This window comes from Vibrio sp. ER1A (genome assembly GCF_000733315.1).
GTDB classification, from domain to species: Bacteria; Pseudomonadota; Gammaproteobacteria; order Enterobacterales; family Vibrionaceae; genus Vibrio; species Vibrio mediterranei.
The window spans coordinates 757,679-772,447 of the sequence record NZ_JPJA01000086.1 but is presented as its reverse complement, the minus strand read 5'-3'; the positions used below and the strand labels follow the sequence as shown (position 1 = coordinate 772,447).

General features: G+C 43.5%; 5 protein-coding genes. All 5 read left to right on the top strand.

All coding sequences use genetic code 11. From position 1 onward, the window contains the following. Positions 1–64: 64 nt before the first annotated feature. Genes HW45_RS10690 through HW45_RS10670 form a run of 5 tightly spaced genes read left to right on the top strand, consistent with a single transcriptional unit; the run spans position 65 to position 14,769 of the window. Positions 65–9,343: a T1SS-143 repeat domain-containing protein gene (locus tag HW45_RS10690; RefSeq protein ID WP_038226958.1), complete on the top strand. Its 9,279-nt coding sequence runs from the start codon at positions 65–67 to the stop codon at positions 9,341–9,343. Between the two features lie 26 nt (positions 9,344–9,369). Beyond that, positions 9,370–11,514 carry a type I secretion system permease/ATPase gene (locus HW45_RS10685; protein WP_038226957.1) on the top strand — a complete coding sequence of 715 codons (2,145 nt, stop codon included), beginning with the start codon at positions 9,370–9,372 and terminating at the stop codon, positions 11,512–11,514. After that, on the top strand, positions 11,504–12,817 hold the full coding sequence (locus HW45_RS10680) for an HlyD family type I secretion periplasmic adaptor subunit (RefSeq protein WP_038226956.1): 1,314 nt from the start codon (positions 11,504–11,506) through the stop codon (positions 12,815–12,817). Before HW45_RS10685 ends, HW45_RS10680 begins: the two co-directional genes overlap by 11 nt. Positions 12,818–12,835: 18 nt before the next feature. Then, complete coding sequence (locus HW45_RS10675; protein WP_038226955.1) at positions 12,836–14,152, top strand: TolC family outer membrane protein; 1,317 nt, start codon at positions 12,836–12,838, stop codon at positions 14,150–14,152. Continuing rightward, on the top strand, positions 14,152–14,769 hold the full coding sequence (locus HW45_RS10670) for an OmpA family protein (protein ID WP_038226954.1): 618 nt from the start codon (positions 14,152–14,154) through the stop codon (positions 14,767–14,769). The genes HW45_RS10675 and HW45_RS10670 overlap by 1 nt, the downstream gene beginning before the upstream one ends.

The window sequence follows — 14,769 nt, the reverse complement described above, 5'->3', positions numbered from 1 at the left end:
CATGCAGAGATTGTAAGAAATACTATTCTTAATGAATAACTTAGTGTCGCATAAGGTTTTTACTATGGTCCCGGTTCTTTACATGCAGCTTGGCGATGTGGTTTGGAAAATATTCGCTGACGGCTCGTGGCAACGAGTAGCTGATGATGAGGAATTATTAGATGGAATTCAGCTTGTTAGACAAGAGATTCAGGAATTGGGGGAAGATGTGCAGTTATCTGAAACTCAGATTGCTGCTATTGAACGTGAGCTTTCTCAAACCTTAAATAACTTATCTAACAACATCGTTAATTCACAAGGGACTGTAGATACGATTTCATCCAGTTCTAGCAAAAGTGGTGGTTTTGTCATCGCCCTGAAAGCAACCTTGGATGAAACCATTGCGCGAGCGGGGTTTGATACCCGACCCGGATTATTCGATACACAAGAATCTAGGCCAGAAACGACAACGCTCGACATCCTATCAGACCAGGCGCAATTAACGGTTCAGATTCTCGACGGAGGTGATGGTTACGAAAATCAATTTGAAGTGCCAGATGTCACTATCCTAGGTAGCGCTGCCGATGTGCGAGATGGCCGTGTTGTTCTGATAACCATTACCGACCAAGATGGCAACACAGTCCAAGCCCAAGCGACTACTCAGGATGAACAATATTCTGTTTCAGGCGTGGTGTTAACAGAGCTAGTCGAAGGTCCGTTAGTGGTGACAGCCGTCATATCTGATGACTTTGGAAATAGTATTTCCGCCAATGACGGTACCATTAAAGATACCTTGGCGGGAATTACAGTGGAAGCTGACGGATTCGGCGACGATTACTTGAACGCTCAAGAGGTAGGTTCGAGTGTATATCTAGGAACGGTCACTAATGTTGAGTCGGGTCAGCCCATTAATTGGGTTATAACAGATGAGCAAGGCAATACGCTTTCTGGGACCTCAAATGTTGATGCTGTTGGTGTATGGGATGTTAATACACTTGATGTCACAGGTTTAGTCGACGGAGTATTAACCATTGAGGCTTCCACTATCGACATTGCCGGTAATCCTGCAACATCAACAGATACCATCATTAAGGATACGCAAGCTTCAATTACAGTTTCTTTTGAGGATGTTGATGGTGCAATCAATGAGAATGAGATTACAGCCTCGACGATCTCGGGAACAGTCACTGATGTTGAAGATGGTCAAACGGTCGAGATTACGATTACTGGACTAAATGGGAAGCCGATAAAACAAACTGCGACGATAGTAAACGGTGAATGGTCGATAACAGGTGTTGATCTTTCATCATTCGATGACGGTTCTGTTACGGTTATTGCGTCTACGGTCGATATTGCCGGAAACCCAGCCTCAGCATCGGATACATCGGTCATTGATACGGTTAAACCGATTATTGATATTGATACTCTACAAGGATTCAATATTCTTTCTTTTCGAGCGGGTAATCTTTCCACGCTACAAGGAACAACCAGTCTCGTAGAAGAAGGCTTGCCTGTTACAGTCGTAGTAAGCGATGGGACGACTACGTTAGAGTTCTTGGGAGACGTAGATAGTTCGGGAGCGTGGGTTGTCAGCAACATCGACATATCTGCACTCGATAAGAGTACCGAATGGACACTCGATGCAAAAGTATCGAACTTGGTAGGCAATACTGCACTTGACGATATGCCCACCATTGTGTTGCCCGAATCCGTTGCTTTTTCAGATACGATTATTGGTATTTTTGGTAACCAACAACAAGAATCCGATGTAAGAATTCAAGGAGCGGATTTTAAATTTTATAGTGATCAATCTTTGATTGATCAATTAACTTCCACTGGTTTGACGATCACTTTATCGATCACTGACACGTCAATAACCGGTATACGCAGTGACGGAAAAACGGTATTTGAAGCAACACTTTCTGGTGAAACGGTCAATATTGCCTTTAAAGAAGTTATAGACCAAGACCCATCTTTAAACGCAATTCAAACCGCAATATTGATACAAGGTACTCAAACTGATCTTGATGGCACTACTGAAGTTGTCATTGGCCATTTACCAATCAATATAGCCGACCTTGAACCACTTCTATTTGATGACTTCGCTTTTGTTACTGAAGGTGAAGTTAAATCTGGAAATGTACTGAACAATGATATCGACTTGGATGGTACGTTACTGATATCTCAAATAACCATTGATAATGTGGAATATGCTGTCAATGGTAGCACTCCTACTGTTGTAACTTTGGCAGAAGGTCAATTATCTGTATTTGCTAATGGCCACTACAATTTTTCCGCCAGCAGAAATCTTGATGATTCGACTAACCCAAAAATTCAGTTTGACTATATCGCTGGGGACCAAGAAAACGACTTTGGGCAGGCAACCGCGACTATATTTATTCGCGATGGTGAGGCCGGAGATGTTACTGACGGTTCTACTTCATTTATTGAAGCGGATGCTGATTTACGTCCGCAGACAATTAATGCACAGTTTTCGGTTGCTCCGGGCTCAGACAATCCCGACCCCGATAGCCTATTTTTCGAGAGTTCCACGCTTAATCTGCTCGATAGTTTATCGCTAACGAGCGGTTCAAGTTTAATGACTTTGGACTATAGCTTAAATGGTGATTCAACCGTCATTACGGCGAAATCAGGTAGTGAAACGGTTTTTACTATCACTTTGACAGGTTCTATAGCATCGGGCGACGCGACATTTGTCACTGGCAATATAGAAGTTATCTTAGAACGTCCATTAAATCACCCTAATAAAAATGACTTATTGAAGTTACCGTTGTTGATAGGCGGAAAAGATACTGATGGGACAGAATTGCAGCCAGGGGAATTTACTTTACTAATAGAAGATGGTTCCGATCCAGTATTAACGTCAAATAGTGATGCGTCGGTATCCGAAGCCGATGTAAGTAGTAATAGTGCTTCTGCAACAGGACAATTTGAAGTAGGGCTTGGTGCCGATGATCTAGATACGAACCAACAAAATGATGCCTCTGTTTACTTTCTAAAGGCAGAACAACCTCTTGTCTATAGTAATGGCGAGGAAGTGCTTTATACCATAAGTCCTTCAGGCTCGATTCTGACGGGGTATGTTGGGGATGTGTCTAATATCGTTTTTGTTTTATCGTTTGTGGCTCCGGACGCAACGACTGGAGGTACCGTTGATTATACCTTTGATCTCAAACAGCAACTTGATAACACCGCTGATCCTATGCAACTCCCGTTCGTAGTCACAGCGAGAGACTCTGATAACGATTTAACTAAACTGACTTTGAATGTCTCCGTTAGTGATTCGGGACAAGCAAATTTAGGTTCAACATCTTTAGCCGTAACTGAATTGCCAATAGGTGAGGCGCCTGATGGTACGTCAACAAGTGATAGTGGCACACTCACTTTAACTGCGTCTGTCGATAGTATTGTCGAAGTGGATTTAGGAGTGAGTGCCGGTGATGTAGTCGTCGATAGTGGAGGCTCTCCAATTACTACCAATGGGCTAAGTATTTTTTGGCGCGATAATGGAGACAAAACCTTTGATGGTATTGATGAAAATGGTGTCGTCGTATTCCGAGCAGCGTTACCTAACGATTACACGGTTGCGTCAGGCTTAACCTCTAGTTTCCAACTTTCATTCCGTGTATTTAAGGAGATTGATCACGGTGACGATGGAAGCCTAAATGAGTTATCGATAAAGCTTCCTATTGTTGCTAAAGATTTTGATGGTACTGAAACGACTGAAATATCTACAGTCAAAATCTACGATGGGGGAGATCCTTCTATTTCTACCACATCACTGGAGATCGACGAGGCGAACTTATCGGAATCACCGGAAGTAGAGGTGAAAAATACTGGAGCGCTTTCGTTTATTCGAGGTTCAGATACCATCGTTTCGTTTGATGTCGATATCGCAACATTTAACGGTTCAGGTTACCAAAGTGGTGGAGAAAATATCGTATTAGCTGCACGTGATATAAACGACTGGTTTATTGGGACACAAGCGAATTCTGGTGATGAAGTGTTTAGAATTCGGCTCAATGTAGATGGGTCTGCAGAATTTATCCTATCAAAGCCACTTGATCACCCAAGCGGTAACGGTGCCAACACTCTTGACGTAGATTTCCCTGTTTTTGCGACCGATGCAGATGGTGACCAATCAGCCTCTACTAATTTAACGGTCGTTGTCACTGATGATATTCCGACCTCAACAGATAACACGTTAGAGCTTACTGAGGGAGAAACATTTACTGGTAATCTGTTAAGTGCATCCGCGATGGGTGTTGATGGTGCGACGGTCACTTCATTTAAATACGAGTCCACGGATTATGATTTCTCTGGGGGAGAACCCGTTGTTATTACCCTTACTAACCAGTACGACTCTAATTCAAGTTACGGCACGTTTAGCTTGTATTCTGATGGGCGGTATACCATAACGACCGATAATAATGTCGATGCGACTCCTGCTTTGATCGATGACATCGAATTCATTGTCACTGATTTTGATGGTGATACCGTCACCAGCACAGCATCTTTGGTGCTGGATGACTCTTCAGGGGTTATTCGCGTTGCCAATACTGAAATCCGTGAAGATGAAACTGCTAGCTTAGATATCAAAGTTTATGTTGGTGACTTCGATCAGAACGAAAATGTCAGTGAAATTACGATTAGCAACCTACAAGGTGGTACTCTCTATCTTGGGAACGTAGCGTTGACACCTGATGGGAGTGGAATGGTCACCTTATCGGGTGGGCAAATTGTTAAGGCTACGGGGGATTATTTCGTTCCTAATGGCAATTTGACTTATGTTCCAAAACTTAATGAGTCAAACACGACGCTTACTGGGAGTATTGTCGCACTGGTTGTAGGGGCTACCATAACCAGAACTGGAGTTGCAGATGAAGACGTAACTAGTGCAAATCTCGAAGTTTCGGTTTTACCCGTCGCGGATGCCCCTGACTGGGCGAGTTCGCAATTTGAATACAATCTAACCGAAGATATTGGACGAACGTTTGCTCTTAATGTTGATGCTCAATTAACAGATACTGACACCTCTGAGAATCTTTCGTATCAAATATCTAACATACCTAGTGGCGTAACGATTAAGCTTGATGGTAGTAAAATCACCGAAGGAAAGAGCTATACGCAAAGCCAGTTAGACGATATGACCGTGACGATTCAAAAGAATTTAGCGGGCGAGTTTAGTTTCGATATCAAAGCTATTGCTACAGAGAAAGGTAATACCTTCTCAATTCCAGACGACAAAACGGAGGAAATTTCCAACTTAGTAGTAATTAAAGTCTCTCCCGATGCCGACGAACCAGAGCTAACGATAAAAGATATTCGAGGTTTAGAAGATAAAACGATTGATCTTAAAGATGTCATATTTGGTAATTTAACCGATACCGATGACTCGGAAACATTAAAATACGATATTGTCGTCCAAGATGGGTGGTCATTTACGGGGACTGGCTTTCAATTAATCTCTGCTAACACCTATCGTGTCGATTCTGATGCTATTGCCAATTCGCAAGCACTTTTGGTACCAAAAGAAGATATTAGCTCGGTTACCGAGTCGCTCTCAATTCAGGTTACTGCCGTTTCAATTGAGTCGACGATTGATGGGTTGACGCCAATAAATAACGAAGCTTTCAGCGAAACTCAGACAATCAATATTCATCTGAAAGGCGTCGTAGATGAGCCAATCGCACAGGATGCTGGCAATGGTCACTGGGGATTTGATAGCGGTACGAATACTATCACGACTGTCGGGAGCTTCCTTGAAGATGGTTTAGTCCCTCTGGATTTTGAGTTTGTTACAACCGATGATGATGTCTCTGAAACACTCAACATCCTAATAACCAATGTACCTAATGATGTATCAATCGTAGATAGTTCAGGCAATCCCGTAGCACTCACTATCGCGGGAATTGATCCAACATCGGGGAATATTTATCAAGTAAGTAATAGTGAATTGGCTTCACTGTTCATAAAACCGTTGGAGGACTTTAGTGGCCGTTTTACTTTTGATGCGACGGTTATTTCTACGGAGCCCGACGGCGACTCAGGTTCGTTCGACTACACAATCCAAGTTGATTTATTACCCGTCGTTGATCAAAGTGATGGATTATCTGTAGGTACTTCTGGTATTGAAGATGCTCAAATAGCTCTGGACCTAGAGCCTAAAATAAGTGGAGATAACGATAAGAGTGAATCTCTGACAGGGTATTATATTGATTCAGTGCCCAATGACCTCACGCTCTATTTTGACGGCGCGGCGATTACCATACCTTCATCAGGATTGGACCTTGAAACCCTACTAGACTCTACAACACCTACTTTAGATAGCTTACTAAACAGCGGGCGACTAAGTGTTGTCGCAACAGAAGATTTAAGTGGAACGTTCTCAATTCCTATTCGTTATGAGGTAACGGATACATCAGGATTGGGCGCTACAAGCGTTAAAATGATTTCAGGTAATTTAACCGTTGTTGTAGACGCAAGAGTTGAGATCGATACTCGTTTGGAAACGTCTGTCGACTTGTTTACTAGTGATGACGGGTCACCAGTGGATGTTTCCGCAGCGGTTAAATTTGTTGAAGAAGACATCGACGGATCAGAATATCTAGATTACATCATATTAGAAATACCTGATGGCTATGACCTAGTGGTAAAGAGTACCGGTAATGAACCTCAACAAACGCCAGATGGCAACTGGCTTATTTCTGCACAAGGGTTAACGAGTGAGAGTGTACAAGAGCTATCCAAGTTTATTCTCGATGGTGTGTCAATAGAGAGCAATGTGGATACACCGGTGCTAGATATAGTGGTTCGAGCTCGAGTGATCGACGGCGAAGACGCCAAATACATTGATGGGGTATTCCAAATACAAATTACCGGGCATAGTGGCGGTGGTGGAAAACCTTGTGACCCTGTCGGTCCTCCTGGTGAAATTGAAGCCAGTGACGATATCGAGTTTGATGAAGGGACCGAAATACTCGATCTATCGGGCCTTCTCAATCCTGACATCGCGAGTGACCCAAACAACGATATTTCATTTTATGTTCCTTCCTCGTCATTACCTGATGATGTTGAACTACAGGGCAATGGTGTTATTCCAGTATATGACGATGACGGAGAGCTAGTCGGCTATTCCATAAGCCAGAGCGGCTTAAGTAATTTGCAAATTAAAGGCTTAGATGAGGACTTTGCTGGGTGTTTATCTTTTACTGTTGAAACGACAGAAACTTCGGCTTGTGATGGGGCTTCTTTAACGACCAGTCAAACTATCAATATCGAAATTCGACCTGTGGTAGATGAAATTATTTTGTCTACTGCATTTACGGATATTGATGAAGACGTAACGACAGATATAGGCCTTACGTTGATATTGGGGGATTCAATCGAATTTGGTCAGACTGTGGTAGGTGAAGGGGATTCTGCGACTGGTAAAGAAACCGTTAATTCCTTCACGATAGCCGTTTCCAACGGAGCTCAAATTGTTGCAGATGGTAACCCGAGTTGGCTGGTGGACAATGGCGATGGCTCATGGACATTGACTGATGTGACCAAACTACCTGATGTGAAGCTTGTACCGCCAGAACATTACAGTGGTGACTTGTCATTAACTGCTAGTGTGTCGATTACCGATAAAACCGACTGTCTTGCGGAATCTGATACACAAACTAAAACGGTAACGAAGGTCATCTCCATCAACCCTATTGTGGATCCCGCCGACCTTGTGACTAGTGACATCTTAGGGGACGAAGATAGTTATATATCTCTTGCTGCGCTAGACGCTGATCTGATTGACAAAGATGGATCGGAAAACATGTCTCTGAGCGTCTCTGGAGTGCCCGAAGGGGCGGTGGTAGTGATTAAATCTGGTTCGAGCTATCAATTACTCCCTAACAACGGTTTAGATGGCGGCTCTTTCAATGGCTCACCTACTTATGAGTGGCAGTTAGATGTAGCGACTCTCAATGACACGTACATCTTACCTTCACTTGATTTCAGTGGTGATATTCCATTAGAACTCAAGGCCATTACACAAGAACTGGCTACTAATGATACTCGGGTTACGGAATCCAGTTTTACTCTGGGTGTTAAACCCGTTGGTGATGATATTGAATTCTTTGGGTTACCAGAATCGGTATCAGGAGATGAAGATGCCGTTATTGAAATTCCCGTAGAGATCACCAGCCTTGAGACCAACAGTGATGAGTCTCTAACGATAGTGGTAACCGTTAAAGGTACGACTGATCCGGATGCCATTGATGGAATAGAAAGTATTCGAATCGATGGAAAAACTGCCAAATTTGTCCAAGTGGGTAATATAGCAACGGCAACAATAATCGTAGGCGCAAGTTCCATCAGTAGTATTGAACTGTTTGCTGGCAACGCGTTTGGCGAAATGGATATGACCATCACCGCGGATACGTTAGATCAAAACACAGTACTGGGCAATCGAGTTTATGACCCCGGACCAATTAAGCAGGATACGGTTCACCTATCTATAACGCCTGAACCAGACGAGCCGATTCTAACTCTTGAGTACGACGCCATATATTCGAGTGCGGAAGGTAACATACCATTAGGTCTGAGTATGTCTTTGGTTAACCCTGCGGATGCAGAGACAGGAACACTTACCATTATTGGGCGACCAACAGACATTACCCTATCCAAAGGCCAGGCAAGCGGAAACGATTGGATCGTTGATTTGGCGGATGTAGCTGACCTATCAATCACTGGTTATCCAGCCATACCAACTGGTAATCCATTGGATTTCACCTTAACCCTTGAGCCGAGTGCAGAACTAAATGGAAATACGGCAGACGGTTTAAGCACAGAGCTCCAAATCACATTGTATGACGATGACACTGCTATCAATGACAGTGCAACTGCCGCTTCCGAAGACGACCGTTTTCTAGGAACTCATAAAGCCGATACTTTTGACGGAAGAGGTGGGGATGACTTTATCGATGGTGGTAATGGCAGTGACACTCTGTACGGTGGTTTGGGGGCCGACACATTCTATTTTGGTGCTGATGAATTGGGAATCATTGGACATACAGATACGATAAAAGACTTTGACACAGGGATAAATACAGACTCTATAGACCTCAGTGGTATTTTGTCAGGCGTATCAACAGCGACTCAGGCTGACCAACAGATGGACCTGATTCAAGACGGAGCTAACGTGCGAATCGACATCAAGCCAGATGGAACTAATGTTAAACACCATATCGTTTTAGAAAATACAACGTTAGACAGTTTATATGGTGGAACGAGCACCTCAGGTGTCGCAGAGGTCGACATAATCCAAAAAATGATAGACGACCAGAACTTAATTTTGTCATAGGTCGCTTTAAGCAGTAGGGACATGCGGTGGAGAGAAATAATAAGGATAATTGGTTAGAAGCGGTTCAATGGCTATGTCGGCATTTTGAAGTACGTTGTCATCCAGTAAAAATAAAATCAGGGTTACCTCTAGATGACGGTAAGCTATCAGAAAGTTTGTTTGTTCGAGCATTGGAACGACATGAAATTGATATTATGGAGCTGTCGACTAACGAGCTTACCAAAGCCTCTTTGCCGTGTGTTGTCATCGAAAGTAAAGAACGAACCCCGTTAATTATTACATGCATAGACGGGCAGCAAGTTACGTATCTTGAGGTGGCGAATGACTTTCAACAATCAACGGTTGATGTTTCAGAGTTCAGAACTCGTGTTGACAAGCCTTTATGGCAAATCAACGCAGCCAGTAAAGTCGATCAACGTGCTGAGGATTTAAAACAGCGAACTCCTACACACTGGTTGTTAATGACGCTCAAAGAAGTAAAGCCATGGTATCGTGATCTCCTAGTCGCTTCTTTTGTTATTAATGTCCTAGCTCTTGTCGTGCCTCTGTTTACGATGAACGTTTACGATCGAGTGGTACCTAATCAGGCCTTTAATACGCTATGGGTATTATCTGCCGGCGTCGCTATTGTTATTGTGTTTGATTGGATACTAAAGGATTCACGCAGTTCAGTAACCGATATGGCTAGTCGCTATGTTGACAACAAACTCTCCTCGCAACTATTCAGTAAAACAATGGGCATGAAGTTGGAAAACCGTCCTCAATCGGTTGGTGCGTTTTCGAGACAGCTTCAAGACTTTGATTCAGTCAAAGAGTTTTTGACTTCAGTGACGTTAGTGACCTTGGTCGATTTACCATTTACGGTCTTGTTTTTGGTGCTAATCGGTTGGTTGGGTGGAGCTATGATGCTGATCCCTATGGGGGTTATGTTGTTACTGGTCACTATTAGTATTGCTATGAAGTGCAAAGTGGAAAGTACGCTTGAAGAAACCTCTCGATTCTCAACTCAGCGTCAAGCACAGTTAATAGAAAGCCTAAACGCGCTTTCCGAAATAAAACAAAATAACGCTCAAGGATTACTCCAAAAGCGTTGGGAGCAAGTTGTCGCATCGCTTTCTACTTGGCAAACCCGCTCAAGAACCTACACCAATATCATTTCACATAGCATTCAATCTAGTCAACAGGTAGTGACGGTGTCACTTATTGTGTTTGGTGTTTATCAGATTTCGGAGGGGCTACTGACGATGGGAGGACTCATCGCCATTGTCATGCTTAGTGGTAGAGCTGGAAGTTCAATTAATCAGTTATCAATGCTGATGCTGAGATATCAGCAGTCGAAAACTGCAATGGAAGGGCTAAACCAAATCATGAGTTTGCCTCAAGAGGACACCAATCATCAGGTATTAGAAAGGGGAACGTTTAAAGGGAGAATTAAACTCGATAATGTTGGGTTTATTTATCCCGAAATGCAGTCTGAAGTTCTTTCTGGCATTGATCTTGAAATCCAGGCAGGAGAGCGGGTTGGCATAGTCGGTGCTGCGGGGGCGGGTAAATCGACGTTGATGTCTTTACTGTTAAAACAATATGCTCCTAGCAGTGGTCAGGTGTATTTTGAGGGGTTGGATTCAAAATTATGGCCGCATAGTGTCCTTCGTGAAACGACGGGCTGGGTAGCTCAACATAGCGTGCTGTTTTTCGGGTCTGTGTTCGAAAATATCACCTTTGGCGATACTCAGTTTGATGAGAAAAGACTAGCGTATGCTATTCAGTTCTCCGGTCTAAACGATTATATGCCACGTTTGATTAATGGGTTAGAAACGCAGGTAGGAGAAGGTGGACGGAACTTGTCCGGAGGACAACGACAAGCCGTCGCTTTAGCACGTGCATTATATCGTCAACCAAAACTGCTTGCTCTTGATGGACCAACTAGTGCTCTGGACAGTCAAGCAGAGCAACGCTTCTATCAAGCGCTGTTAAGGATGCCCAAAGATATCACCATGGTGATTAGTTCTCATAGACAGTCATTTTTGGCGTTGTGTGACCGTGTGCTCGTCCTTGAGAGAGGAAAGATTGTTTTAGAGGGCACTCCAAAAGAAATCTTCGAGCGTAGGTCTAGCAAACATAAAGTAAAGAATATCTCTGTCGTAAAAGGAGGTAATCATGAGCACTAGTCACATCGAATGGAATAATCGTCAATTGGCTTACCGTTCACGAAAACTCATTTGGATAATTGCAGTCTTGGTGGTCGTTATTGTTGCCTGGGCAGCATGGGCAACCCTTGACGAGGTAGTCGTTGGAGAAGGCTCTGTGGTACCAAGCCAATCGGTTCAGACAATACAATCCTTAGAGGGAGGGTTGATCGAGAATATTCTTGTCAGGCAGGGGGATTCGGTTATTAAGGGTCAACCGTTAGCTGTTTTGGATGACACTCGATTTCGGGCTTCGTTTCAAGAATCTGGTAAGCAATTTGATAGCCTAAGTGCGCAAAAGGTGAGATTAGAAGCTGAGTTGGCATCTGTAAAAGTCGATAACAAACAGAGCGTTACTATTACTCCTATCGACATCGTCACTAATGATAACTCAAGTGCAGCGTTGTTTAATGCCAAGGCCAATTACTATGAGCGACTTGAACAGGTGACATCTGAATTAGAAGAATCCAAGCTCCGTATTGAACAGCAGGCACAAGCATACAGTGATACCCAGTCTAGTGTCCGTACATTGCAGAGCAGCCTAACCATTGTAAGAAAAGAGCGTGATCTTCTTAAGTCTGTTGTGGAAAGCGGTGCGGTCGCTGAAGTGGAACTTTTGAAACTCAACCGCGACGTAATACGATTGGAAGGCGACTTATCGAGTGCAAAAGTGTCTGCTCAAAAACAACGTGCCGCGTATTCAGAAGCAATCGCGGACCATCGTGGTATCGCTCTCAACTTCAGAACTAAAGCGCAAGGACAACTCAATGAAGTTTCAGCAACGTTAGCCCAACTTAATGAAAGCCGACAAGCAATTGCTGACCAACTTCGAAGAACTCAAATTACCTCTCCTGTCGATGCAACTGTTAAAGATGTGTTCGTTCGAACCATTGGTGGTGTCGTTCGTCCAGGAGAACCCATTATGGAATTAGTGCCAAAAAACTCGGCCTTGATCGTAGAAGCCAAGATTGCTCCAAAAGATATTGCTTTTATTTCAGTAGGTTTGGAGGCAACAGTTAAATTTTCGGCCTATGATTTTGTTATATATGGTGGACAAAAAGGCAAAGTGACATATGTCAGTGCCGATGCGCTGCAAACTGAGGATGGTGCGGCTTACTATCGAGCTCACATTGAACTGGATCAGCAAGCACTCGAACAAAAATCCTTTACAGTCATTCCTGGGATGCAGGCAGCAGTGGACATCTTAACCGGGGAAAAAACAGTTTTGAGTTATTGGTTAAAACCAATACTGAGAGCGAAACAGAACTCTTTACGAGAACGATAATAACGACAAGGAAAAAGTATGCGTTGTTCAAAGCTCATGCTGTCTATGTGTGTGGCGTTTGCATCTCAAGCTCACGCGATCTCACTAGAAGAGTCAGTAGCATTTGCAATCGATTATAGTCCAGAAGTACTTGCCCAGTACTCTAGGTATCAATCGGTAATTAGAGATGGTGATGCAGCCAGTGGTTATCGCTTACCGCAAGTAAATCTGTATGCTGCGGCAGGTGTTGAAGAGACTCGTTATAACAACGGTAATTATATCGACCCAGATGATAGGCGACTAAACCGAACCGAATTAGGCGTTCGGGTATCGCAGCTGTTATTTGATGGATTCGGTACTAGTGCGAATGTAAAACGCCTTGGCTATGAGGCTGAAGCTGAGCGTCTAACCCTGATTTCAAGGGCTGAAAATGTATCGCTTGATGTTGTCAGAATATATTTGGAGCTATTAGAAGCAGAAACGTTACTGCAATTGGCTAATAGGAATGTGCTTGAGCACCAAGAAATATATCAAGACGTGTTAGACAAAAAACAGAAAGGGTTGGCAAGTAATTCAGATTTAGCACAGATCTCAGCACGTGTCGCGACGGCTCAGTCATCTCAAATATCGGCTCAAAACAACCTCTATGATTTGAAAACACAGTTTTTGCGCTTAGTAGGCAAGCCTGGAAGCGAATTGGTCTTTCCAAAATTCGACAGTGGATTGCTCCCAAGCACCCTTGATACAGCGATTCAGCAAGCAGTTGATAACCATCCTGAGATTCAAGCTGCAATGATTGATATGGACGCCGCAAGGCAAGAGATTCGACGTGAAAAAGGCGATTATTATCCGGAAGTTAAATTGGAGCTGCATGCAAACAAAAATCGTAACGTAGGAAACGTAGTGGGCCCAGATGAAGATATGCGCGCCATGGTGACGCTGGATTACGATATTTTCAGTGGCTTTTCAACCAATGCACGAGTGGAGTCTTCGGCGTGGCGTTTAGAGGAGGCACGTGCCATAAGAGTACGAACTGAACGTGAAGTAAGAGAGGGTACTGAACTAGCGTGGAATGCGTACTCAATGTTGGAACAACAAATTCGCCTGCTCCAACAAAATGTCGATGCGGCAAAAATTGCTGAACTTGGTTACATCCAGCAATTCAATGTAGGACGACGCAGTCTGCTTGATGTCTTGGATGCCAAAGTAGAGGTCTTTCTTGCTAGACAAAACTATATCCGAAGTAAGTATGATCGCACCTTTGCTGCATATCGACTACTAAACGCGATGGGCGTGCTGACGTATGCATTACGTGTTGAACATCCAGACGAGTGGCAAAAAGAAGGAGAGTCGTAATGAAGCGATTATTTATCATGGGGCTTCTTCCTTTTTTACTTATTGGTTGTGCTGAATCTCCAAACGTTCAAACTAATAGACATCAAATTGATGATTTACGTGATCAAGACCAAGATGGCGTTATTAATCAAAGAGACCGATGCCTTGATACTCCCAAGCATGTTGCGGTCGACAATACTGGCTGCGCAGATTGGCAAATTTCCGACAAACCAGTGGTTGTAAGTGTTGACTTTGATTTCGATAAATCAAAATTACGTTCCGACCAGACGTCTAAAGTGAAGCGACTTGTCGATATGTTGGAGCAATACCCTAACTCCAACGTGGTTCTAATAGGGGATACGAGCTCAGAAGGAACAGATACTTACAATAAAGCGCTTGCTAAGCGACGCACTGGTGCAATCCGTAATGAGCTTGAGCGAATGGGTATTGAATCAGAACGCATTTCGGAGCAGGAGTTCACGCAAACAACGTATTACACAGAACAGCTTCATAAACGTAAGCGTCGAACGATAGCGGTTTTTTATCGCCCTGAAATGAAAGTAACCGAGGAGTGGGATATCTTTACTTCGGAAAAAAACTTAAGCAGTGCGACTAAGGTGGAGGCTCCCAGTGAATAA